At 38.2% G+C, this 25,380-nt stretch carries 24 protein-coding genes; 18 read left to right on the top strand and 6 right to left on the bottom strand.

Features of this window, described 5'->3' with window-relative positions:
• Positions 1-57: 57 nt before the first annotated feature.
• From C9914_RS04935 to C9914_RS04920, 4 genes are all read right to left on the bottom strand, one after another.
• Entirely contained in the window at positions 58-468 is a 411-nt protein-coding gene (locus tag C9914_RS04935) for a hypothetical protein (RefSeq protein ID WP_106763779.1), read from the bottom strand.
• Entirely contained in the window at positions 465-1,535 is a 1,071-nt protein-coding gene (locus tag C9914_RS04930) for an ATP-binding protein (protein WP_106763777.1), read from the bottom strand. Before C9914_RS04930 ends, C9914_RS04935 begins: the two co-directional genes overlap by 4 nt.
• 62 nt (positions 1,536-1,597) lie before the next feature.
• Positions 1,598-3,028, bottom strand: coding sequence for an SPFH domain-containing protein (locus C9914_RS04925; protein WP_106763775.1), 1,431 nt, complete (start codon positions 3,026-3,028; stop codon positions 1,598-1,600).
• A gap of 17 nt (positions 3,029-3,045) precedes the next feature.
• Positions 3,046-3,843, bottom strand: coding sequence for a zinc ribbon domain-containing protein (locus C9914_RS04920; protein WP_158707333.1), 798 nt, complete (start codon positions 3,841-3,843; stop codon positions 3,046-3,048).
• 384 nt (positions 3,844-4,227) lie between these two features.
• On the opposite strand from C9914_RS04920, the gene C9914_RS04915 reads away from it, so the two are divergent.
• Positions 4,228-4,560 (top strand): hypothetical protein, encoded by a 333-nt coding sequence (locus tag C9914_RS04915; protein ID WP_106763771.1) that lies wholly within the window; start codon positions 4,228-4,230, stop codon positions 4,558-4,560.
• Between the two features lie 653 nt (positions 4,561-5,213).
• On the top strand, positions 5,214-7,556 hold the full coding sequence (locus tag C9914_RS04905) for a SpoIIE family protein phosphatase (protein ID WP_158707332.1): 2,343 nt from the start codon (positions 5,214-5,216) through the stop codon (positions 7,554-7,556).
• A 997-nt stretch (positions 7,557-8,553) separates the two neighbouring features.
• Here C9914_RS04905 and C9914_RS04900 read toward each other — a convergent pair.
• Positions 8,554-8,838 (bottom strand): DUF2325 domain-containing protein, encoded by a 285-nt coding sequence (locus C9914_RS04900; RefSeq protein WP_022265493.1) that lies wholly within the window; start codon positions 8,836-8,838, stop codon positions 8,554-8,556.
• Positions 8,839-9,197: 359 nt separating this feature from the next.
• Here C9914_RS04900 and C9914_RS04895 point away from each other — a divergent pair, with 359 nt between their 5' ends.
• Together C9914_RS04895 and C9914_RS04890 are read left to right on the top strand one after the other, a co-directional pair.
• A complete protein-coding gene (locus tag C9914_RS04895; RefSeq protein ID WP_106763767.1) occupies positions 9,198-10,106 on the top strand; it encodes an ABC transporter ATP-binding protein in 909 nt (302 codons plus the stop codon).
• A gap of 32 nt (positions 10,107-10,138) precedes the next feature.
• Complete coding sequence (locus C9914_RS04890) at positions 10,139-10,984, top strand: ABC transporter permease subunit (protein ID WP_106763766.1); 846 nt, start codon at positions 10,139-10,141, stop codon at positions 10,982-10,984.
• Between the two features lie 260 nt (positions 10,985-11,244).
• Here C9914_RS04890 and aguA read toward each other — a convergent pair whose 3' ends face one another.
• Positions 11,245-12,351, bottom strand: coding sequence for an agmatine deiminase (gene aguA, locus C9914_RS04885; protein ID WP_106763764.1), 1,107 nt, complete (start codon positions 12,349-12,351; stop codon positions 11,245-11,247).
• A 244-nt stretch (positions 12,352-12,595) separates the two neighbouring features.
• Here aguA and C9914_RS04880 point away from each other — a divergent pair, with 244 nt between their 5' ends.
• From C9914_RS04880 to C9914_RS04815, 14 genes are all read left to right on the top strand, one after another.
• Positions 12,596-13,642, top strand: a complete 1,047-nt coding sequence (locus tag C9914_RS04880; protein WP_106763763.1) for a M15 family metallopeptidase — start codon at positions 12,596-12,598, stop codon at positions 13,640-13,642.
• Positions 13,643-14,010: 368 nt separating this feature from the next.
• On the top strand, positions 14,011-14,556 hold the full coding sequence (rsmD, locus tag C9914_RS04875; RefSeq protein ID WP_106763762.1) for a 16S rRNA (guanine(966)-N(2))-methyltransferase RsmD: 546 nt from the start codon (positions 14,011-14,013) through the stop codon (positions 14,554-14,556).
• 26 nt (positions 14,557-14,582) lie between these two features.
• Positions 14,583-15,065 (top strand): pantetheine-phosphate adenylyltransferase, encoded by a 483-nt coding sequence (coaD, locus tag C9914_RS04870; protein ID WP_022265460.1) that lies wholly within the window; start codon positions 14,583-14,585, stop codon positions 15,063-15,065.
• 5 nt (positions 15,066-15,070) lie between these two features.
• Complete coding sequence (locus C9914_RS04865) at positions 15,071-15,535, top strand: ATPase (protein WP_242972057.1); 465 nt, start codon at positions 15,071-15,073, stop codon at positions 15,533-15,535.
• A 79-nt stretch (positions 15,536-15,614) separates the two neighbouring features.
• A complete protein-coding gene (locus C9914_RS04860) occupies positions 15,615-16,982 on the top strand; it encodes a transglutaminase domain-containing protein (protein ID WP_106763760.1) in 1,368 nt (455 codons plus the stop codon).
• 15 nt (positions 16,983-16,997) lie between these two features.
• Positions 16,998-17,564 carry a GTP cyclohydrolase I FolE gene (gene folE, locus C9914_RS04855; protein WP_106763758.1) on the top strand — a complete coding sequence of 189 codons (567 nt, stop codon included), beginning with the start codon at positions 16,998-17,000 and terminating at the stop codon, positions 17,562-17,564.
• A 275-nt stretch (positions 17,565-17,839) separates the two neighbouring features.
• Positions 17,840-18,655: a dihydropteroate synthase gene (gene folP, locus C9914_RS04850; RefSeq protein ID WP_106763756.1), complete on the top strand. Its 816-nt coding sequence runs from the start codon at positions 17,840-17,842 to the stop codon at positions 18,653-18,655.
• The gene (folB, locus tag C9914_RS04845; RefSeq protein WP_106763755.1) at positions 18,636-19,004 is read left to right on the top strand and encodes a dihydroneopterin aldolase; all 369 of its coding nucleotides are present in this window, start codon (positions 18,636-18,638) and stop codon (positions 19,002-19,004) included. The genes folP and folB overlap by 20 nt, the downstream gene beginning before the upstream one ends.
• Positions 19,005-19,484 (top strand): 2-amino-4-hydroxy-6-hydroxymethyldihydropteridine diphosphokinase, encoded by a 480-nt coding sequence (folK, locus tag C9914_RS04840; protein WP_106763753.1) that lies wholly within the window; start codon positions 19,005-19,007, stop codon positions 19,482-19,484.
• Positions 19,485-19,486: 2 nt separating this feature from the next.
• Positions 19,487-20,110, top strand: coding sequence for a ComF family protein (locus tag C9914_RS04835; RefSeq protein WP_106763751.1), 624 nt, complete (start codon positions 19,487-19,489; stop codon positions 20,108-20,110).
• Positions 20,111-20,333: 223 nt separating this feature from the next.
• A complete protein-coding gene (locus C9914_RS04830; protein WP_106763749.1) occupies positions 20,334-20,552 on the top strand; it encodes a DUF6514 family protein in 219 nt (72 codons plus the stop codon).
• A gap of 184 nt (positions 20,553-20,736) precedes the next feature.
• Positions 20,737-21,183: a hypothetical protein gene (locus C9914_RS04825; RefSeq protein WP_106763747.1), complete on the top strand. Its 447-nt coding sequence runs from the start codon at positions 20,737-20,739 to the stop codon at positions 21,181-21,183.
• A 1,368-nt stretch (positions 21,184-22,551) separates the two neighbouring features.
• Positions 22,552-23,904, top strand: coding sequence for a 3D domain-containing protein (locus tag C9914_RS04820; RefSeq protein ID WP_106763746.1), 1,353 nt, complete (start codon positions 22,552-22,554; stop codon positions 23,902-23,904).
• A 215-nt stretch (positions 23,905-24,119) separates the two neighbouring features.
• Positions 24,120-25,364: a DUF3137 domain-containing protein gene (locus C9914_RS04815; protein ID WP_106763743.1), complete on the top strand. Its 1,245-nt coding sequence runs from the start codon at positions 24,120-24,122 to the stop codon at positions 25,362-25,364.
• Positions 25,365-25,380: the final 16 nt, after the last annotated feature.

Here is a 25,380-nt window from a genome sequence, read left to right as displayed (position 1 = left end):
GCAGTTATTTTTATGAAAAAGGCTTGAAATCTAATTAAGATTTCAAGCCTTTTGGTATTAATCATTATCTTTTTCTATTTTGCGTTTTTCAATGTGTGTATCGACAAGCACATCAGATGAATCTATAAGTGTGAGTTTTGCGTTTTCATCATACTTATATGGCTCTGTTGCACCGTGCTTTTTGTATGAGGAATAAATGCAGATACATACAATCAGGGTAATTACAAAGCCCGAGCCGAGCCCTATTGCAAGACTCTTTCCAAGAGATTTATCTTCTGATGTTTGAGCTTCGTAAAGCTGAATCTCTTGGGCTTCTACGGCCTCGTTATCTGCAATTTCGCTGACAGAGGTTTCTGGCTCAGTTGAAATATTATCTTGCTCATATGCAAAACAGCTTATTCCTGCAAAAAGCATTGTAGCCATAAGCACCGCTATAAGTGCGGAGGATTTTCTTACTATATTTTTCATAGACAATACCCCAATCCGAAAATTATCGCACTAAGCACTACGAATAATCCTGCCCCGAAAAGTGCAAGCTTTCCGAGTGAGCATGGCAATTCACCATATGTCTTACCTGTCTGACCATTGATAGCAAAAATCTTTTGCTTATCCTTATATTTATAGGTCATAAGCCAGACTGGGAAAAGTGCGTATTTCCAATCTTCCTGAACTGTATTCATTTGAATATTGTCGAGGGTTACGCTGTCATATTGTGACATTGTATCCTTGAATATTTTCTTTGAGTATTCGAGAAGCTCCTTATCGACCTGCTCCTGAACATCTGCCCTCTCTGTATCACGCTTTTCAGCCTGAAAACCAGAAAGATATGACATAGAGAAATCGGTTAAAGCCTCATTATCATAAGGATTAACGAATTTCATCATCTGGTGGTCTTCTTTACTTAGAGCTGATTGTGGGAACTTTTGAAAAGCAATATTACCCATTCTTGAGATAGAATAAGTCTTTGTTTCTTTATACTCATAATCGCCTGAACGCCATGTTCTATATTTCTTACCAGTAGCGTTACAAGAGCCTGCCTTATCTGAATCTACAAGCCAATATGGATAGTAGACGCCTTTCATCTTGTCTATGTGTGCGTCCGAAACAAAATCCCTTGGCAAGAACCACTTTTTCTTGCACATAGCATAGAATTTTTCTTTTGCGTCTTTTTCTGTAAAACCAAACGGAATAACAAGATTTGGCTTCATATCGCCTGCAAGTCTGCCCGAAAGAACGACTGGACTATGGCAATATACGCACTCAGTAGCTGCTGTGGTTTCGTCTGTGACAATCTCTGCACCGCAGTTTGGGCAAGAGAAAAGCACACCGCCAAAGCCAAATTCATCATCTTCAGTCTGAGTTTCGTCAACCTTGTTATTTTCATCGTTAAGCTTTTCATCAAGCTCGCCGAAATGGTCTTTAAGTTCTTTTTCTGTAAAATCACTTCTACAGTATTCGCAAGAGAACATCTGCTTTGCAGGATTAAATTCAAGTGGACCGCCACAGTTTATACACTTATATGCAACTGTACTCATAAGCTTTATGCCCCACCGATTAAGACGGAGCTACCTACCTTCCATTAAATTTTAGCAAAGCATTAAATCATATCGCCTTCATTGATTGGGTCACCACAGTTAGGGCAGAACTTTGGAATAGGACCGCTCATATCAGGCTCATATCCACACTTGTCACATTTAATCTTCTTTGGCTTTTCTGGTTTTTTTGTTCCGCAGTTAGCACAGAATTTGCCACTATTTTGATTTCCGCATTCAGGACAAGTCCATGGACCATTATCAGCAGGAGCTGGCTTTGGTGAGCCACATTCTGCACAGAACTTACCTATGTTTCCTGTCTTACCACAAGAACAAGTCCAACCATCTGCTACTGGTGCAGGAGCTGGTGCTGGAGCAGGCTCGGACTGAGGCTGTTGAGGCTGTGCCTGTTGCTGTTGTTGCTGATAAGCGGCCTGCTGCTGAGCTTGTTGTTGTGCCTGCTGTTGCATCTGCATTTGCTGCATATTGTTGTTAGAAGCAGCACCCATAAAGTTACCGCCGGTATTCATACCAATGCCCATACCCATAAAGCCAGCCATAGAGCCATTTGCGTTGCTGCCAGCTGCCTCAAGGCCTCTTGCAACAGAACCCTGTACATAGCCTTCTCTGATAGTTGCGTCCTTAAGCATAGCACCCTTGTTGCGCTCTGTAAGGATTTTCTTTGTTTCGTCGTCGTAGGAAACTGTAACGCCTACATCGCCGATAACGATACCACGGTCTCTTCTCCAGGATTCATAGAGAAGGTCAGAAATTGTACTCTTGAGGAGGTCTCTGTTAGCTCTTGTGCTTATCTGAGAAATTCTTACATTATTAGCAGAAATTTCTGTAAGAGCCTGCTGAAGAGCATCGAGGAACTCCATAATGTAGTTTTCGTTGATAAGGTCGCCAATATCGACAGCCTCGTTATTTGTGACAGCAGATGTTGGAATAACCTTCTTATAGAATTCGAGTGGGTTTTCTGTAAGTGCGATTGAGAATTTACCAAAAGCACGAACGTTCAAATCCATATCATAAACACCATCATAATAGTTGATAGGTGTCTTTGTGCCGAAGTTGATACCAGCCATTTCGGCGGTATTTATGTAGAATACCTTCTGAACGCCAGGAGTTGTGCCGCCAAACTTGATACGGTTAAAGGTTTCTTTAACGCTTGCACCAAACTGACCATTAAAGAGTGATGGCAAGGAGGAATTATCAACCTTGAAGTAACCAGGTTCAGCTGTGTAGTCAACGATAGCACCGCCGTCTACGAGAATCATCATCTGATGTTCGTAAACATGAATGATAGAACCGTTGGAAACTGTATTTGAAGTGCCCTTTGTATTGCTGTTACGCTTATCATTTCTGCCTTGTGGAACTGATACACCAGGTGCAAAAACAGTTCTCATGTCCATTTCTGATGGCTCGATAACCTCCAACCATGAATCAGCAAGACCGCCGCCGATTGAGTCAATAGCTGCTCTGATAATACCCATAATAAAACATCTCCCATTTAATAATATTTTTTAGTTTGCGTGTTTAATTCTTTTATATCGTTGAAGCTCCAGCTTCTGATATTTATTTCTTTAACGCCAGAACCGCAGTATTCGCAGAATTTTGTTCCGAGTTTTTTAATCGGAGCACCACAGTTCGGGCAAGAAAGACTGATTGAAGAGTAGAAACCTGCCTGCTGCATCTTATCAGGGTCTTGAATATAGATAAGCTCCTGAGAATAAACTGTCTGCCTTTTCAGAGATTTATCTCCGCCTACAACTTTATCGTTTTCATCTGTAATGAAATCATAAAGTCCGACAGCAGATTCAAGAGTGATTACGCAATAGCCTTTTTTGGTTTCATAGTTGGATAATTCGGTTTTGTGGATAGTGACCTCGTCAAAGTGTTGAGTTCTGTTCATAGATGCGAGGTCTGAAATTATTCCCTGAACCTTATCTTTAATGCTATCTGTTGCAGAAACAGCCTCAAGCTCTCTAAGATTTTTAGCCTCTATCGAATTGAAATATGCACGAAGCATATTTTCGGCCTTTTGGCGAAATTGTGCATAATCAAATTCTGGAAAATCTCGGCTTATTGCTGGCAAAAGTGCATTTGTCATAGCGTGAAGTGACCGAGGAGTTTCTGCAAGACTTTCTTTTGTTTGCTTATATCCTTCAAGCAAGCTATCTGTTCCAAAAGCTTGTCGGGAAAAATCTCTTATTTTTCTCTTTACTTTATATGTAATAACTATTCCAATTATCAATAAGGCACATACTACGCCAAGAAATATCCATGCTCCAGTATTGATATATACCACCCTCATAACTTCATTATAGCGGTCTATTATACTTATTTTTGAAAAATCAGCTTAGTAAATAGTCAGCCACAACACTTTGCTAATATATTATACCGTAAAATTTGTATAATTTCAACTGTTTAATAAAAATATAATAATTTTTACAAATAATGAAAGGAATAAAATGTAGGATTATGATATATATGAAATAAATTTAACGATGGCTCGAGCTTTTTTGATATAAGTTTTATATTATTTGCCATTTTGTTATTTTTATGTAAGAGGTTGAAAATATTTTTTTAGTGATTTTCATATGCTGATGTAGTTATTTATTTTTCCATAACTCTTTTATATAGCTTATTTTTATGGTAGAATTATTTTTAAATGATTTATGAGGTGAGGACTTTGAAAAGGCTTTCGACTTTTATTGCGTTAATTCTTTTTGCTACGGCTGTTGTAGTGCCGAGCCTTAAAGTGCTTGCACTATATGATTATAAAATAGAAAATACTGCTGAGCTTTCTATACCAGATAATATAGGTATAGAAATTCCAAAAACAAATGAAGGTGTCCCTATAATTGGTATAATAATGTGGGCTTTGGTGGCTGTTGTGGCTATGGCGGCTTTGATTGTGATTTTTGCGAATATAAGTGGGGCGAATTCGATAGATAAATCGGTACGCCGAGAACGCTATAAGAAAAAGTCTATGAAAAAAAGCAAGTATTCTAAATATAAATAATGAAGATTTGTATCTACGCTTAGCTGACGCATTTCTCCAAGACACTTAAAAGTTTAGGCGGCGAGCCGCCGCTCCCAAGACGCGGAATCGCTCGACAAGCCTCGCTCGACACTTGCAAGAGAAGTTTGTTGACGCGGTTGGAGAAGCTACCGCTTAGCTAACAAACTATCCTAAGACACTTAAAGTTTAGGTCAAGCCTTTTTAAAGGCTTGCAGAGTCGAGGGACGGAGTCCCTCGTGGGTTTTAAGGGCGAAGCCCTTAACATCTCTTGCCCCCAAAGGGCGGACAAAGTCCGCCCTTATTGACTAATGTTGCTAATGAAAGAAAATGAATCGGTGGACAAAGTCCACCGATTTAGGAGCAAAGAATGTTGGGCTTCGCCCAAAGGTGTTTCGCTCTCTGCGGAGAGCGACAAGGGCGTTGCCCTTGACCTACGAGCAGCTTTCACCAGCAAAGCTGGTGTAGAAAAGGCTCGAGCGAAACTTTTAAGTGTCTAAGAAAAGTCTATCAGCTAAGTGATAGCTTCTTCGACCGTGTCAACAAACTTTTATTTTAATGATTTTGGGAAATTACCAATTTTTGACAATTATTTTATTTCCCGTGCGTTACAATATCAATCATAAAGACTGTTTAAATTGAAAAGGATTGATATTGTGAGAGAATTAGTAATGAGAATAAGAGGTGGCTGTGGACAAGCTTTCGGGAATATTGCTTCTCGTGGAGCATTTGTCCAGATAGTTTATTTTATTTCAGGATTTATAGCTTCTCGTGCTGCTGTTTTTGGCTCATATGCTCCATTTGGTATATCTATTATGGCGGCAGCACCATTCAAGAATATGCTTGCAAGCGTTTTGGGGGCAGCTATTGGCTATTGTACTATAAGCGGTACAGGAAATACTATTCGTTATGTTACAGCTATGATTGCCCTTGCAGCGATAAGATGGACCTTGAATGACATAGCAAGAATCCGAAAAAGCAAGTTGTTTGCACCGATAATAACATTTATGGCACTAATTGCAACAGGCTTGGCTATGATGAGTGTAAGCGGATTTTCGGGTAGAAGTATGGTACTTTATATGATAGAGGCGGTGCTTGGTTCATCAGGGGCGTATTTCCTTTCGAGGACTATAACAATATCCTATGGCACAAAAAGTCTTGGAATGTTATCTATACCAGAAATTTCTTGCCTTGTACTTTCACTTTGCATAATGATACTGTCATTTTCGAGCATAACAATAGGTTCACTTTCTATTGGAAGAATTTTATCAGTAGTTGCGATACTTTTCTGTGCGAGATATGGCAGTATTTCGGGAGGTGCTATCGCAGGAATTTCTGCAGGAATAGTAATGAGCCTTTCAAGCTCAGAGATGAGCTTTCTTGCGGGTTCGTATGCTTTCGGAGGACTTATGGCAGGTATGTTCTCAACAGCAGGCAGACTGGCTTCAGCCATAGCGTTTATACTATGCAATGGTATAATTTCTATGCAGACAGGAGATTTAACACTTGTAATACTCGGACTTTATGAAGTATTGGCGGCGAGCTTGATATTTATAATCTTGCCAAAGGATACGGGAAGATTTCTCGGTGCGATATTTATGGAGAAGGATAGCGATACACGCTGTGAGGGCTTGCGAAGGTCCGTTATTATGCGTTTAGATTTTGCATCTAAAGCACTTTCTGATGTTTCGAGTGATGTTGAAGATGTTGCACAAAAGCTTGCAGAGGTAGTTTCGCCAGATATGAGCGGAGTTTATAAGAAAGCTGTTTCTGAAACTTGTAGACGCTGTGGACTTAAAACCTATTGCTGGGAGAGGGAACACGGCGCAACGATTGCGAGCTTTGATTGTCTTGATGAGGTTTTACGCAAGAATGGCGAAGTAACAGAGGACGATTTTCGACAGGATTTCCGTAAACGCTGTTGCAAGATACACGAAATGGCTAATGCTGTCAATCGCAATTACGATAATTATATCACCTATGAGGCAGCTCAACGCAGAGTTGATGAGGTTCGTGCAGTTGTTGCAGGACAGTTTTGCGGTTTAGGCGAAATTCTCGGAGAAATGGCTGAGGAATACGAAAGCTACGAAAAATTTGATACAGACGCCGCACACAGAATAAGTGTTATGATGAAAGATGAGGGTTATGTTCCTATGGATATAAGCTGTCGCATAGACAGGCTTGGCAGAATGAGCGTTGAGATTGAAACCGCCGATACGGAAAGAAGTGTGCTGAAAAGGTCTGTGCTGACAAGAGAGGTTTCTAAGCTTTGCGGAAGAAGATTTGAAAATCCGGCGGTTACTATGGTTAATGGCAGATGTAGGATAGTTTTCAGCGAAAGACCTGTATATGATGTTGATATTGCAACGGCTCAGCATATTTGCGGAAACGGCAGACTTTGTGGCGACCATTTCAAGTATTTTTGCGACGGTATGGGCAGAATGGTAGCTGTAATAAGTGATGGTATGGGAACAGGCGGCAGAGCGGCTGTTGATGGAAGTATGGCATCAAGCATCATTGCAAAGTTAATTAAAGCGGGTTTAGGCTTTGATTGTGCTTTAAAGGTTGTAAATTCTGCATTGATGGTTAAATCGGGTGATGAATCACTTGCTACACTTGATGTGCTTTCCTTTGATATGTTTACAGGTGGGATTGAGCTTATGAAAGCTGGAGCGCCTATGACCTTTATTAGAAAGGGCGGAAAGGTTTTCTCGATAGAATCGCCCTCCTTGCCTGTCGGAATTTTGCCGAATGTTGAATTTTCTTATAGTACAGAGGCGTTGTTGCCTGGGGATATAGTAGTTATGCTTTCTGATGGTGCAGTTGCTACGGGAGAAGATTGGATAGCGAATATTATTCGTAATTGGAATAAAAGTTCGCAAGAATTGGCAAACTTGATTACAGATGAGGCAACGGCAAGAAGAAGTGATGGGCATGATGATGATATAACGGTCTTGACGATGATAGTGCAGTCTGCGAATGGCGATGAAGATGAATAAGTGGTGCGTGACCGCACAGGACAAGACGCGGAATCGCTCGACAAGTTTCGCTCGACACTTATAAGAGAAGTTTGTTGACGCGGTCGAAGAAACTACCGCGTAGCTAATAAACTACCCTTAGACACTCAAAAGTTTTGCTCAAGCTTTTTCAAAAGCTTGCGGATTCCAAAGGTAGTCACCTACGGCAGAGCCTTTAAAAAGGCTCGAGCGAAATTTTTAAGTGCCTAAGAGAAGTGCGTTAGCTATACGGTAGTTTCTTCGACCGCGTCAACAAACTTCTCTTATAAGTGTCGAGCGAGACTTGTCGAGCGATTCCGCGTCTTGGGAGCGGCGGCTCGCCGCCTGATGTTGCTAATGAGAGAAAATGAATCGGCGGATAAAATCCGCCGATTTTAGGAAAAAATAAATGTTGGGCAAAGCCCAAAGGTGTTTCGCTCTCTGCGGAGAGCGACCAAAGGCTCTGCCTTTGGAAACTGCAAGCCTTTGAAAAGGCTTGATCTAAACTTTAATTGTCTAAGGGAAATCTATCAGCTAAGCGGTAGTTTCTTCAACCGCGTCAACAAACTTTTCTTGCAAATGTCGAGCGAGACTTGTCGAGCGATTCCGCGTCTTGGGAGCGGCGGCTCGCCGCCTAATGTTGCTAAAACGAGAGAAAATGAATCGGCGGATAAAATCCGCCGATTTTAGGAAAAAATAAATGTTGGGCAAAGCCCAAAGGTGTTTCGCTCTCTGCGGAGAGCGACCAAAGGCTCTGCCTTTGGAAACTGCAAGCCTTTGAAAAGGCTTGATCTAAACTTTAATTGTCTAAGGGAAATCTATCAGCTAAGCGGTAGTTTCTTCAACCGCGTCAACAAACTTTTCTTGCAAATGTCGAGCGAGACTTGTCGAGCGATTCCGCGTCTTGGGAGCGGCGGCTCGCCGCCTTGAGCGAAACTTTTAATTTTTGTTCAACTTACGAAAAAGGCTGAGAACTAATGAAAGTTCCCAGCCTTTTGTTTTAAGCACCGATCTGTTCAGAGAGGATTTTGTTGAGAGCGGTAGCACTGCTTGAATGACAGCGATAAACAGGTATGTTACTGCGTTTTGCCTCGCCTAAGGCACTGATTACCATTTTGTGAGAAACTGTATTTGTGAAAAGGATAAGTAGGTCAGGATTGCCCATTTTCTTATCTAAAGCACCTCGCTCCTTAACGAATATTTTCGCTTTGCAACCGTAATTCTTGCATATATCTTCATACTGGCAAACCATTCTTTCGTTTCCGCCAACGATAACAATACTCATTTTGCATCACCTTTCTTTAAATAAATCGAGTGTATGTGTGGTTATAAAAAATATATAAAGCTTCATTTTGTTAGTTTAAACTAACTACTTATCAATTAAATAGGCACTTCTAAAAATCATAAAGAAGCTCCTTGAACAATAAAATATTGAGTTAGTTTTAACTAATTAACCATATGATACCATTACTTTCTTAATATGTCAAGCGTTATGTTAAAATATTCTTAGGTAGTGATTTTATAATAATTATTTGCAAAGTCAAATATCTAAGCAAAATATCATAAAATTTTCTTGACAATAATTGATAGAACAGCTATACTTGTATTATATTAATAATACAGAATGATTTCGAGGAGGAAAATATGGAATACGCATTAAGAACTTTTGAACTCACAAAAAAATATGGCGAAAAATTAGCAGTAAATAATGTTAATATGAATATCCCAAAAGGTGAGGTTTATGGCTTTGTTGGAAAGAATGGTGCAGGCAAGACAACTCTTATCCGCCTTGTGCTTGGTCTTGCAAACCCAACATCTGGAAATTTTGAGTTTTTCGGTGGAATGAATAACTATAAGGCTCGTGCAAGAATAGGCAATCTTATTGAAAGCCCAGCAATATATCCTAATATGACAGGTCAGCAGAACCTCACCATATTCTGCAAAATGCTTGGTGTAAATGAGGAGAAAATTCCTGAGCTTCTTAATCTTGTTGGACTTAATGATGTTGGCAAGAAGAAAGCAAAGGATTATTCTCTTGGTATGAAGCAAAGACTTGGCATAGCAATCGCTCTCTTAGGTGACCCGGAATTTCTCATACTTGATGAGCCTATCAACGGTCTTGACCCATCAGGAATTATCGAGGTGCGTGACCTCATCATCAAGCTTAATAAGGAGTTTGGAAAAACGGTTTTGATTTCAAGCCATATTTTAGGAGAGCTTAGTAAGCTTTCTACTTGCTATGGCATTATCAGCAACGGTATGCTTGTAGAGGAGCTTACCCACGAGGAGCTTATAAGCAGATGTACAGCAACTACTGTTATCAAAACAAATAATCCTGAAAAGGCAAAGCAGATTATCTCAAATCTTCTTGCAGATAAATATGGAACAGTTCCAACACTTTCTATCAATAATAATGGTGCAGTTGTTATTGGTTCGGCTATTGAAGATACAGGCTCAGTTACAAAGGCTTTGTTTATGAATGATGTAGTTGTAGAATCGTTGACAACAGCTGGCAGTGACCTCGAAAATTACTTCGTTGAAAGAATGGGTTAATTGTTTTTTATAAAGAAAGGTGGTACAAAATAATGCAAAATCTATTAAAATCAGATTTTTATAAGCTTTTTAAGATGAAAAGCTTTTATGTATGTGCAATAATTGCTACAGCAATGGCGGCAATCTCAATGTTTCTTGATTCACAATTAAATAATATGATGCAATCAATGTCAGACACTGTGGGCGATATGATGACATCGCAGATGGTAACTCTAAAAAATATCTTGCCAACTATAATTTCTCCAACGGGTGATTGGTTTATACTTGTAATAATCGGCGTCTGCCTTTTTATCACAATAGAGTATAATGCAGGAACTCTTAAAAATATTGCCGCAAGAGGTTTCAAGAGAGAATACATATTCTTATCAAAGCTTATTGTTTGTGTAGTAGAGGCTTTTATAATTACACTTTGCTTTGCAGTAAGCTGTGTAATTTTCGGATTTGCTTTTCTTGGAGTTCCAACAGGCGGTTTTGGAGATGGATACTTCACAGAGCTTTTTACCATATATGGAGTGGATATTCTCATACTTATAGGCTATGTATCACTTATAGCTATGGTAGCCTACCTTATTCGTACGAATGGTGGTACTATTGCAATAACACTTTGTGCACATTATCTTGTCCCAGTAATTATTACTATGTTTAATGTAGTAACTATTATGAACGATACTTCTGATTCGGATTTAGAAAAGATGATGTCTTATACCAGTAATCAATACGGACAGGCTGCTTATTACTGGATAGGAACATTAGGCGGAGCAGTTTCCGAAAGCTATCATAACGGAACGATATATATTCCGATATTAGTAGCACTTGCATATATAGTTGTAAGTGGTGCAATAGGTATGTTAGTATTTAAAAAGAGAGATATTAAGTAATATCAGAGAGATATAAAGAATCCCGCAACTTATATTGGTTGCGGGATTTTTTGTTGCTAAAGAAAGAATTAAGCGGTGGACATAGTCCACCGCTTAGAGAGCAAAGAATGTTAAGGGCGTTGCCCTTAAAACCCACGAGGGACTCCGTCCCTCGACCCTGCGAGCCTTTGAAAAGGCTCGAGCGAAACTTTTAAGTGTCTTGGGGAAAATTTGTTAGCTAAATGGTAGTTTATTGGGGAAGTTTTTGAACTAATCGGTTATTACTTTATGAAGGGGATACCAAGAGGGATTTGCTGTGTCAGACAGTGAAAATTGCCGCCGCCAATAAGAATATCCCTTGCATAAACACCAATAACTTCTCTTGTTGGAAATAGTGACGCAAGAATATTTCGTGCGATTTCGTCATTCTTATCATTAAAGAATGGCATAACGATTGCACCATTTGAAATGTAAAAATTTACATAAGATGCGGCAAGTCGCTCGTTTGCTGTTCTTGTCGGTAAGCCGTCCATAGTGTCAAGACCTTCACATTCGTGTTCGGTGATGAGTACGGGCTTAGGCAAGGGCAATTTATGGACAGTAATTTTCCTGCCGTCTGCGGTTGTGGAATTTTCGAGAGCTTTAAGACAAGCTGAAGAAAGCTTATATTGTGGGTCGTTTTCATCATCAGTCCACGCAAGAACAACATCTGTTTCGGAGGTAAAAGCACAGATATTATCAATGTGTCCGTTGGTTTCATCATTATATATTCCATATGGTAGCCAAATGATTTTTTCTGCACCGAGGGTATCTTTGAGCTTTTGTTCGATTTCAGCTTTTGTCATATGGGAGTTTCTGCCCTCACTCAAAAGACATTCTTCGGTTGTAAGTATAGTACCAGCACCGTTTGAATGAATAGAGCCACCCTCAAGGATAAAATCTCTCTCATCGTATACATCAACATCGTAGAGATCGCAAAGCTTTCTTGCAAGCTGGCGGTCACGCTCCCAAGGAAAATAAAGTCCGTCAACAAGACCTCCCCAAGCATTGAAATTCCAGTCTATTCCACGGATTGTTTTGCCGTTAGTTACGAAAGTAGGAGCAGTATCTCTTGCCCACGAATCATCTGTTGAAAGCTCAACAACACGAATGTTTTCCGCAAGCACAGCACGAGCATTGTTATATTGAGCCTCAGAAGCAAGAACTGTTAATTTTTCTGATTTCGCTATAATTTCAGCAGCTTTTATGAAAGCCTTTCTTGCCTCATATCCGCCATATTGCCACGAATCACCACGCTCAGGCCAAATCATTATACAGCCATAGTGTGGGGAAAATTCAGCGGGCATATAGAAGCCATCATTTTTCGGAATCGATTTTATTATTTTCATAGCAATCTCCCTAAGAAAATCTTATTATATACTTTATTATATCAAATTCAAGTATTACAATCAAGCTTGCTTAAGGTATGCTACTCGACAAAAATTAATGATTATGTTATACTGTGTGTAATTAAATCGAATCCGACAATTTTAATATTATTTTTGTTGTTTATTCATTTGAGTAAAATATGCTTAAAAAATTCGGCTATAATATTTCTAAGACATAAAATAAATTTGGAAAAGAGATGCTATCTTGGAAAAGAAATTTTTTGATAAAGAGAGTAAAGAGCAGTTTAAAGTAATGCTTTTCTTACTTATAATAATTTGTATATTATTTACGCTTTGTTATCTGCTTAGCTCAAAATCTGATAATAAAGTGGCTAATTCCTCTGCGAATACCTCATCGGAAACTGTTTCTGCTGTTTCTGATAGTAACAGCAAGGTTGAAAGCAAAAACACAAGTAAAGCTGAAGCTTCTAAGCCTAAGGTTCAGCCAGCACCAAAACTTGATGGCACACAGCAGGCTATAAAGCTTGATAATAATGATGTTCATAAGGGAAGTCTTATACTTGTCAATAAGGATTATCCATCTTATGTTGATGGTGAAGATGCGGTTTCACTCTATGACTATAAAACGAACACATATACTGTTGCGGATACTAATGTTATGATAAATAAATCTATTGTTGATACAACAAATAAGATGTTCGATGATTTTTATAGTATTTATGGCGAAAGCGACCTTTATATTGCTTGTGCATATAGAAGCTATGCTACACAAGAAGGGCTTTATCAAGACGAACTCAATAGTGACCCAGAGGCAGGCGTAAACCTTGTTGCACCTCCAGGATATAGTGACCACCAGACTGGCTATGTTTTTGATGTTGACCACTATAATGCTACGGAGAAGAATGGTATAGCTTTTGACGGAACTGGCAATGATGAATGGTTCTTAAATAATTGTGCGAATTATGGCTTTATAGTTCGTTATCCTGAGGATAAGGTAGATATAACAGGATATTACTATGAACCTTGGCATTATCGTTATGTTGGCATACCTCATGCAATATATATGAAACAGAATAATCTTTGCCTTGAGGAATATCTTGATAAGATTAAGAATAATACAAAGGATAATCCTTTAACAGTAAGTGCAGAAGACGGCACAACATGGAGTATGTGGTATGAGAAAGCATATAAAGATGGCGATGTAACTCAGATAGCTATTCCAAAGGATTGTGATTATGAGATTTCAGGAAATAATGTAGATGGCTTTATTATAACCGTTAAGTCTAAGTGATAAATTTTACTTGATACTCGCAAGGGAAGTTCACCCCTACGATTAAATTTCTTTAAGATACTCAAAAGTTTCGCTCGAGGCGGCGAGCCGCCGCCCCCAAGACGCGGAATCGGTTTTGCAAGCAAAACCTCGACATTCTAAATCAACTTATGTTGACGCGGTCGGTAAAACTACCGAACGGGCGAACACAGTTCGCCCCTACGATTAAATTTCTTTAAGATACTCAAAAGTTTCGTCATTAAGGAACGAAAAAAATTCGATTGAATTGGTAAAGCGTACTAAATAATTAGTGCATAATTTGTCAGTATGTGCTATAATGTTTTTATTATATGATTTATAAAATGATTTTCTGAAGGAAGTGAAATTGGATGAGAGTTATTACAGGTAAGGCGGGCGGAAGAAAGCTTGAAACACTTAGCGGCAACGATGTCAGACCTACTACCGATATGGTTAAGGAGGCTGTTTTCTCAATAATTCAGTTTGAGCTTGAGGGCAGAGTATTTCTTGATTTGTTCGCAGGCTCTGGACAGATGGGTATAGAGGCACTCAGCAGAGGAGCAAAAAAAGCTATATTAGTTGATTCCTCAAAGAGTTCGCTTGCTGTTATAAACCGTAACCTTGAAACAACAGGGATTTCTGAGAATGCCGAGGTTAAGTCTTCTGATTCGATTTCATATTTAAAGGGTTGTGACGAGAAATTCGATATTGCTTTTCTCGACCCGCCTTATAGAAAGGGTTTGCTTGAGAAAGCCCTTGATATTTTGCCTATATTTATGAACAGAACAGGAAAAATAATCTGTGAACACCCAAGAGATGAGGAGCTTCCGAATCAGATTGGGGAGTTTGTTATCAAAAAGCAATATCGCTATGGCAAAATTATGCTGACAGCATATATTCACGAAAGTATGCTATAATAAACATTCAGAGGGTGGTCGGATAGATGAAAACAGTTATTTGTTCAGGTAGCTTTGACCCTGTTACCGTAGGACACATTGATATTATTACAAGAGCCTCAAAGATGTTCGATAAAATTATCGTAGCAGTTTTACATAATATGAATAAACAGGCTTGCTTTACAGCAGAAGAAAGAGTAAGGCTTTTAGAAAAGGCAACCTCAGACTTGCCTAATGTTGAAGTTACAAGCTTTGATGGTTTGCTTGCGGATTTTGCGGCACAGAAAAATGCTACTGCAATAGTCAGAGGACTTCGTGCTTTATCTGATTTTGAATATGAATTTCAGATGGCACTTACTAATAAAAAGCTTAATCCTGAGCTTGAAACAATCTTCCTTACAACAAGGTCAGAGAATATGTTCCTAAGCTCAAGTATCGTCAAGCAGGTGGCACAGCTTGGCGGAGATATATCATCATTTGTCCCCGAATGTGTTCATGATGAAATTATAGAAAGATTGAGAAAGGAATAGTTGTTATGAATAATATTAGTGTAGAAACAATGATAAATGACCTTTATGAGATGATAGACGCTTCTGCAAAATTGCCTCTCAGCAAGGACAAAGCAATAGTAAGTGTGACAGGCTTTAAGGATATTCTTGATGAGATTAGGGCTAATCTTCCTCAGGAAATCCGTCAGGCAAGGGGAATTGTTGCTGATAGAAACAGAATTATAAGTCAGGCTAATCAAGAGGCAGAGGCTATAATTCATTCTGCTGAGGATAGGGCAAGAAAGATGGTAGCCAAGAGCGAAATAGTCCGACAGGCACAGCATCGTTCAAGCGAGATGATAAGCGATGCAAAGATGAAATCTGGCGAGATGAGAAAAGCTGCGGCGGAATACATAGATGACATTATGAAGCAAGCTGATGATGATATGAGCAAGACGCTTGCAGAGCTTAAAAAAGCAAGACAGAGTATAAAGGCATCACAGAGAAAGTAAAGATTTTTAAGAACTGAGCGGCGTTTTCATCAGTGAAATTCGCCGCTTATTTAATCAAATTATTTATGGAGGATAGCAGATGAAAAAAACTACTTCAGGAATTGTATATGTTTTGTTTTTTATTATTCTTACAGCAGTTTTCACCTGCTGTACAATCTATTTCATAAATCTTGGCAGAACTACTATTATAGATAATAAATCTACCAGCCCTGATACGATAAATGCCGTAAACATAGATGGCGATGATACCGGGCTTTCTTATCGTACTGTTATGCTAAAAGATTTTTCGGAATCTCCTTATTATAAGCCTATAAAAACAACAAAGGGCAGAGAATCACTTAGTTCAGAATCTGAGAAAAAGCTTTATGACCTCATCACTAAAAGTGTTACTATCATAAGCGAAACTAAGGACGAGAACGACCATTATCGCACCGAGAGGGCTAATATTGAGGGCATTCATATGTCGGAAAGCGAAATTCGCCGTTCAATAAATGCTTTTGTTTTTGATAATCCGCATATATTCTGGCTCGATAATCTTTTTGGCTATGCTTATGTTGGCGAGGATACTATGGTGGAATTTTATTCCGTAATATCCGCAGACGAATGTGAAAAAAAATATTTAGTTCTTAATAGTGCTGTAAATAGAATTATGGCATCTCTTGAGGACGGAATGAGCGAATTTGAAAGAGAAAAGTTTATGCACGATTTCGTCATAAATAACTGCATATATAAAGGTACAGTTGCAAGCCTTAGTGATGGTTGGGAATATTTTTCTGCTTATGGTTCTATTGTTAAAGGTGAGGCTGTATGTGAGGGATATGCGAAATCTATGCAGCTTTTGTTAAATCTAAGCGGTATAGAATGTATGACCATTCGTGGTGATAGTGAGGGCGTAGGCCATATGTGGAATGTTGTTAAAATAGATGATGAATGGTATCATCTTGATTCTACATGGGACGATACAACCAATGGTGCGATTTATGATTTCTTTAATATTGATGACGAAATGATAAAAACAAGCCATACTATAAGCCCGATTGTTGATGAAGTGAGCCTTGACCAAAGCAAAGAGAATGATTTAAGATACAATTTCTTTATTCCGCAATGTACCTCTACACAGGCTGGATATTACTCCAAAAATGCGGCGGTAATTACAACATTTGATGAGGAAACCAATAATAAGGTTATCTCGGCTTTGATAAATGCTGCGAACAGTAAGGAAAAGTATCTTCCGATAATGTTTGGCAAGGAAATGCAATATGAGGAGTATATAAATACTCTGTTCTTTAATCAGCCATATAAGTTTTATTCCTATGTTAATTCGGCAAACGAACAGCTTGACGATGAGCATAAAATCGACAGAGATGGACTTTCCATTGTGAAAAATGAAAACGCATCACTTGTAAGAGTTGTTTTGGCTTATACCAGCGATAGCGAAGAATCTTAGAGAGAGGGATTAGCAATGATAGATAAGCAAAGAGTAGAGGCTGCTGTAAAGGAACTTTTAGCAGCAATCGGAGAAGATGTCGATAGAGAGGGCTTGCTCGAAACACCAAAGAGAGTAGCTAATATGTATGAGGAAATTTTTGCAGGCTTAGATGATGACCCTAAAAAATACCTCAAGATATTCAATGTTCCGGAACAGGAGCAAGAGCTTGTAATAGTTCGTGATATACCGATGTATTCAGTTTGTGAGCATCATCTTTTGCCATTTGTAGGTGTAGCACATATTGCATACATACCTAAGAATGGAAAGATAATCGGTTTATCAAAATTTGCGAGAATAGTAAGCTGTTTTGCAAAAAAGCCGCAGGTTCAGGAGAGATTGACAACAGAAATTGCTGATTTCTTATATGATAATTTAGAGCCTTTGGGTGTGGCAGTTGTTATAGAGGCAGAACATTTGTGTATGACAATGCGAGGAGCAAGAGCTGCCGGTGCTAAAACGATGACTTCAGCGTTAAGGGGAGCAATCAGGACTGATGCAAAGACAAGAGCCGAAGTAATGTCGCTTTTGACAAATAAATAAGAATGAGAAGAAATTTTTCGCAGTAGTTAGCTTAAATTGTGAATATCGAGCGAGGTAAATCCGAGCAATTTCACATCTTGGGGGCGGTGGCTCATCACTTGGTAGTTCATTGGGAATTTCCCCGACCGCGTCAATTACCTTCCCTCACTTACTACGAGCGAGGCAAAGCCAAGCGATTCCGCGTCTTGACTGCGGCGGCACGCCGCTTTAAAAAGGCTTGTGCGAAACTTTTATCTGTATTCTTTTTTCTTTAGCTTATATATTGGAGGATAACTATGCAAAAGGTATTTAAAGCAAGAAACTATACTCTCCCACTTGGTGAAAAAACTTATGTTATGGGCATACTCAATGTCACCCCAGATTCATTCTCCGATGGCGGAAAATGGTTTAACATAGATTCCGCAGTAGAACACGCTCTACAAATGCAGAATGACGGTGCGGATATTATTGATATAGGAGCTCAATCCACCCGCCCAGGATATACAAAAATTTCTGCTGAGGAGGAAGAAAACCGTCTGATTCCTTTCTTAAAGGCTGTCAGAAAGGCTGTAAGCGTGCCGATTTCTATTGATACATTCTATCCGTCTGTTGCCGAAAAATCCCTTGAATACGGTGCAGATATAATTAACGATGTTACAGGCTATGTAGATGAGGAAATGTATAAAATCTCTGCAAAATCTGATTGTGGCTGTATTATTATGCACGATAAAGCAGACGGCATTAAAGAATTTTTTGAATCCGTTATAGAAAAGTGCGATAAATATGGTATAGCAAGGGAAAGAGTTTGTCTTGACCCAGGAATAGGCTTTAACAAAACGCATAGTATGAATCTTGAAATCCTCAGAGAATGTGGAAAATATCGTGTAGATGAATGTGCAATTCTCATAGGTGCATCAAGAAAGAGAGTTATAGGTGCGGCTTGTGGAAATCCACCATTTGACCAAAGACTTGCAGGAACTATTGCGGCACATACACTTTCTATTGCGTCAGGGGCAGATATTATAAGAGTACACGATGTTGCAGAGTCGGTTCAGGCGACAAAGGTAGCGGATTCTATTGTGAGGGGATATAATGGACAGGATTGCTATTAAGGATTTGAGGATATATGCCTATCATGGTGTGCGAGATTTCGAGAAAGAGCGTGGACAGCTATTTATATTAGATGTTGATATTTTCGCTGATTTAAGCGAGGCTTGTCGAACAGACAAGCTCGAGGCAACAATAAACTATTCACAGGCAACGCAGAGCATAAAGCGTGTTATGACCGAAAATCGCTATGATTTAATTGAAGCGGCGGCACAGGCTGTTGCAGATTGTATTCTTGCGGAATTTAGCCTTGCTAAGAGTGTAAGAGTTTGCTTGAAAAAGCCTAATGCACCGATAGCGGCAGATTTTGGGTATGTTGCAGTTGATATTACAAGAAGTAGGGAGTCTGAATAAATGAGAAAGGCTATACTTTGTTTAGGCACGAATATAGGCAATCGTCTGGAAAATCTCAAGGGAGCGATTGAGGCTTTGTCACTTTTGATTGATACAGAGCTTGTTAAAGCTTCAGCAATCTATGAAACAGAGCCATTTGAAACACCCGACGAACAGCAGAATTTCTATAATTGCTGTGTTATGATAGAAACCGAGCTTTCATCAGAAATGCTTATGGGAGCTTGTTTAGGCATTGAGGCTAAAATGGGCAGACTCCGCCCTTATAAAAATTCTCCAAGAATTATAGATATTGATATAATTCTTATCGAGAATGAAACTCGAAATGATGAAGCACTTACACTTCCGCACCCGAGATTTCTTGAAAGGGCATTTGTAATGGTTCCACTTCTTGATATTTTCCCGAATGGAAATGCTTTCGGGATTGATTTCAAGAAAAGTCTTTCAAGCCTTGATACTTCGGGTATAAATAAGGTGGGGTAGCTGTGAGCTTATTAGATTTATTTTTTCCGAGAAAATGTCCGTATTGCTTAAAGCTTATTGAAAGAGGAAGGCTTGAATGTGCTGAATGCCGTTCGGAATTTCCAAAAGAGCCTTATATAAGAACTATACCAAGCGGAAACGAATGTGTTTCCGCTTTTATGTATGACAGCAAGATTCGTGACGCTTTAGCGAGATATAAATTTCGTGGGAAACGAGAGTTTTATAAAAGCTTTGGTGCGGTGCTTGCAAATGCAGTTGCAGAAAGTGAGATTATAGCAGATATGGTAACGAGTGTACCGCTTTCAAAAAAGCGATTGTATATGCGAGGCTATAATCAATCCGAGCTTATAGCAAGAGAGCTTGCAAAAATTCTTGAATTAGATTACGCAGAAACTCTCATAAAATGTCGTGATAATCTCGAACAGCATACTTTAAATCACGAAATTCGAGCAGAGAATATTATTGGAGTTTATAAGCCGATAGATAAAATAAATTTGCAGGGCAAGAGGGTTTTGCTTATAGATGATATTGTCACAACGGGTTATACACTTTCTGAATGTTGTAGAATACTCTCAGAAAACAATGATGTTGATATTACTTGTGCCACAGTAGCAACAGCTTTTTAATAATTTCCAAATCGAGGTAAAATTATTTAAAGGAAATAAACAATTAGATTTATATAAGTTCACCAAAATAAGCTATTATTATACAGTTATTCCGTTAAAAAGTCAATATAATGTTAAACAAACGAAACCATAGTAACAAAATTGTTAATGGAAATTATAGGAAAATATGGTATAATAGTATTTGGGTTGAGGGGATGGAAATAAAAACGAAAGCTGTGATAATTTGAAACATTATTCGATAACAGTTACAGAACTATATGACGATGAACTAAAACAATTAACTATCTACGGAATCGAATACAGCAACGGTGAAAGAAAACTTGTGATTACAGATATAACCGAAGATTACAAACGCTTAAAACGGCTTGTAGACCTTTGTAATGAGCTTGAGCTTGAGGTGTCACAGCTTAATGATGTAGTGGAAGATTTTCTCTCTGAATAATTTAATAAGATAGTTTTAAAACGGTAAGGCTTAGCGTTTATTAAGCTTACCGTTTTTTCTTTGTCTATAAAAATTGTAGGCAATATCTTTATAGTTTGGCTTTATTTTATTGTCGAATTATGGTATAATAAAGAATTATAAGAGATTTGCTAAATGTTTCAGTAACAGAGGGGAGCGGTTTTTGATGGGTTTATTCAGAAAAAAGCAAAAAGATAATCCAACAGCATTAGAGATGAAAAGCCTTGCAGAGAAAGCCGTTGAGCATGGCAAAAGATTTAATTATGATTTCGATTATAAAAGGGAAAGCATAGAGGAGCTTGAGGAGGTTCTTGATAAATATGAACCTGCTACAAAAAAAATTTGTGCAACAGATGAAGAAATATGGGAGCTTTCCCTTATATTTGGAGCATATCTTGGAGAAGTGCTTTTGCGGACAGGCTTAAAACACGCTGGCTTTGTGTGGGTAGATGAAAATGGAATGCCAATACTTAAAAAGAACGAGCAGACAAAGGTTTCTCCGATTTCTAAGGTTTTTAAGCGTCTTAAAAATGGCAAGGAGGATAATATCAAGCCATTCTTTGATATAGGTATCTGTATTGCTCAACAGGAATCTAAGTTTAAAATAAAATAATGTATATTGCAAACCTGAGAGGCTCGAAAGTGCCTCTCTTTTTAATTTCTAATGAATTAGCGAACTTCTCCAAGAAGCTTAAAGTTTAGGTCAAGCCTTTTTAAAGGCTTGCGGTTTCCAAAGGTAGTCACCTACGGCAGAGCCTTTGGTGGGTTTTAAGGGCGAAGCCCTTAACATCTCTTGCCTTTAAAGGGCGGGCTTTGTCTGCCCTTAGAGACTAATGTTGCTAACGAAAGAAAATTAAGCGGTGGGCGAAGCCCACCGCTTTAGGAGCAAAGAATGTTGGGCTTCGCCCAAAGGTGTTTCGCTCTCTGCGGAGAGCGACAAGGGCGTTGCCCTTGACCTACAAGCTTTTGAAAAAGCTTGAGCAAAACTTTTAATTGTCTTGGGTAAGTATGTAAGCTAAGCGGTAGTTCATTGGAAATTACTTCGACCGTGTCAATAAGGTTTCATTTACTCGCACCGAGCGAGACTTGTCGAGCGATTCCGCGTCTTGACTGTGGAGGCACTCCGCCTCGAGCGAAACTTTTGAGTGTCTTGGGTAAGTATGTAAGCTAAGCGGTAGTTCATTGGAAATTACTTCGACCGTGTCAATAAGGTTTCATTTACTCGCACCGAGCGAGACTTGTCGAGCGATTCCGCGTCTTGACTGCGGAGGCACTCCGCCTCGAGCGAAACTTTTGAGTGTCTTGGGTAAGTATGTAAGCTAAGCGGTAGCAATCTGCTTAAACCTGTTACAAAATTGTTACACTAAAACGCGGATTTCGACAGAAAATGTAATTTCGCAAAAATGGTAGCTTAGCCACGAAATATATCATATTTGAGTTGAAAATGGCTTTGATTGTGAGAGAAAAGGCTATTTTGTATTATAAAAATTAAGTGATTTTATAGGATTAACATTTGGAAAAATATTGTAAAATGATTAAAAAATCTTAACAAAGCTTTTAAAATGAAATTTAAAACGATTGCACAAAAATAACAATGGAAACTTGTGGTAATTACATCAAAAAGCCGATAAAATAGCGAAAAAATACTTGATTATTTAGGAGCTAATCTACTCAATATGTATAAAAGTGACCTTTTAGGGAGCTTTTTAAGCTTGTTACTTATTTGTAACATTTGATTTTCTGCAATTTGCACAGACTTTAAATGAAATTAATTCTTAAAAAGAAGTATAACCCAATAATTATAGTTTATTCGACCGAATGTTCGTTCGAATTGTCGGCAAAATGCACAATTGTTAACCTTAAAACCTGTTTGACATAATGCAAATTCAAGACTATAATAGCCACATCAACTAAAAGTTGTCCAATCGTTAGTGTTATTATCAAAGTAACGATTTAAGGACAGTCGTAAGGAGATTACATAATGAAGTTACCTAAGAAGAATTATGTGGCAAAAAGAGAAAAGAAAACCACTAGTAAAGCGACTGGTAAAATCGTTAAGATTGCTGTCTTTTCTGTAATGGGTGCGGTATGTCTTTCGGCGGCACTTTCAGTCACAGCTCTTACTAAGACTGTTAAAATTACAGATGGTGAAAATACAACAGTTATAAATACAATGAACCTCGACCAGAACGCAATCCTTGAGCAGGCAGGCGTTGAGCTTGGCGATAATGACAAGGTTGTTCTTACAGAAACAAGTGGCAACGGCGTAGAGGTTTCTATAATGAGAGCCTTTAATGTAAACCTTGAGGCTGATGGCGATGTTAAGAGCGTTGTCTTTAGCGAAGGAACAGTTGCAGATGCACTCAAGGCTGCAAATATTAAGGTTAATGCTTCTGATTCAGTTACACCTTCCGCAGGAACAACACTTGAGCCTGATATGAAGATTCAGATTAAGCGTTGGTACACAATCTCAATTAATGACGCAGGCAAAACAGTTTCTAAGGATGTTCCAGAAGGAACAGTTGCAGAGGCACTTGAGTTCCTCGGCATTAAGCTTTCGCCAACAGATAAGCTCAATGTGAAATCTGATAGTAAGGTTGAGGACAATCTCAAGCTTAAGATTAACAGAATTACTTATAAAACAGTTCAGTCAAAGAAGGCTATTGCCTTTAAGGAAGTTGAAAAGAAAACTGATAAGCTTTATACAGGTGAAACAGAGGTGCAGACTGATGGCTGTAATGGTACAAAGCTTATAACTTCACAAGAAACATATGTAAATGGCAAGCTTACATCTACAAAGAAGATTTCTGAAAAGACAACAAAGAAAGCTGTAAATAAAGTTACTCTCGTAGGCACAGCAAAAAGACCTGAGCCAGCTCAGGAAGAAATAGCTTCAGAAAGTTCTTCAACAAGCGGTGAGAATTACTTCAATAAGAATGCTGCTGATTCAGCATCATTCAGTTCAAATGCTGCTGAGCAGACCTTCACAGATATGAACGGCAACACAATTAAGTATCTCCGTTCATACACAGGCTCTGGCACAGCATATTATGCACCAGCAGGCTCTTCAACTGCGTCAGGCAGACCAGCACAGCCTGGTAATGTAGCGGTTAACCCAAATCTCATTCCATACGGTTCTAAGCTTTATATCGTATCTAATGACGGTCAGGTTTGCTATGGATATGCAACAGCCGCAGATACAGGCGGAGCACTTTTCGATGGTTCTGCAATCGTAGACCTTTATTACAACACACTTGGTGAATGCACACAGTTTGGCAGAAGAGATGTTACAATTTATGTCATCGAAGAGGGCGACAATGCCTATGTTGGCTGATAGATAATAAAATATTCAAACGCTTCGTTTTAATACGGAGCGTTTTTTGTTTTATAAAATAGAATTATTTAAATTTCTCTAAAGCAATTATTACTTCAAATAGCTAATATATAATTAAAAAGAAAAATATTTTATTTAAAAATAAGTATTTTCGACATTTTTACATTTATGATGGATATGTGTCTATAATAATTAAATTATAAGGAGAAGATATTATGGGTAATAATTCAATTAATGACGCATTTAAAGAGTTGGAATCTATGTCTAATCAAATAAAAAATAAAAAACAAGCTCAAAGCCAGAATGCTAACTATGACCAATATAATGAATTGGATTCTTTTAGCAGAGAACGAAATGAACGAGCTGCCGACCCGAGGGTATTTTTTAATAATACAGGCAATCCATTCTTAGGTATTATGCACTTTTTGCAAAGAAAGCCTGTTCCGCCAAAACCGATTGATGAGCAAAGACTTTTAGAATCATTTTCAAAGTGTGCAAAAAAGCAAAGAAATTTTAAAAAAATGCTTAGGCTGATAGTTGTTATAATACCGGTTTCAGTAATTTTGAGTATGCTTATTGGTGGAGTAACAGGAGTGATATTAAATTTTCTACCATTTATTATAGTTCCAGTATTAATTATTTATTTAATTATGAATTCCGTAAAAGGTTATAAAAATTCAGATTATACGATAAATGATTATAAGGCATATGTTATTAAAAAAGCTATTGAAGGTCAAGTAGAGGGTCTTGTTTATGAACCAAGATTTGGTTTACCAGAAAGCGTTTATAGTGATTTAAATGTTATGAGGCACGGAAATCGTTATCATAAGGAGGACCTCATAACTGGAAAATATAAAAATGTATATTTTGTGCAATCAGATCTTAAAGTACAATATGAAAGTAATGGCGAACATGACACAACAACTACATACTTCAGAGGCAGATGGATAGCTATTGATTATCCTAAGAAATTTAATGGAACAGTTGTAATTATAGATAATAGCTTTGCTTATGGTGTAAAAAGAAAAGAGCTTGAAAAGATACAGCTTGAAAACCCTTATTTTAATGATATGTTTACAGTAAGAGCAAGTGATATACAGTTAGGCTATTATCTCTTGACACCACAGCTTGTTGAAAAAATTATGGAGCTAAAGCAAAGTACCAACGGAAATATAATTGCTTGTTTCAAGAATGGTTATCTACATATATTTATTAATGACAAAAAGGATTCGTTTGAGCCAAATATAAATAATGTTAATCTTATGGGTGATATACAGAAATTTATGCAAGATTTTACCCTTGTTAGTGGCACAATAGATGTTCTTGATATTAATAATAGTGTTTATGCTCAAGGCAATGCATGGCCACCTGTGCAAGCTCCATATCAAAATTATTCTAATTCTACACTGCCAAATAACAATAGTAGTTCAGGAATAGGCATACAGGGTGGAAGATTCTAAATTATTTAGGAGTAAT

This window comes from Pseudoruminococcus massiliensis, from assembly GCF_900291955.1.
In the GTDB taxonomy this organism is placed as follows: Bacteria; Bacillota; Clostridia; order Oscillospirales; family Acutalibacteraceae; genus Pseudoruminococcus; species Pseudoruminococcus massiliensis.
The sequence above is the reverse complement of the archived record's forward strand: the minus strand, read 5'-3'. Positions and strand labels throughout refer to the sequence as shown.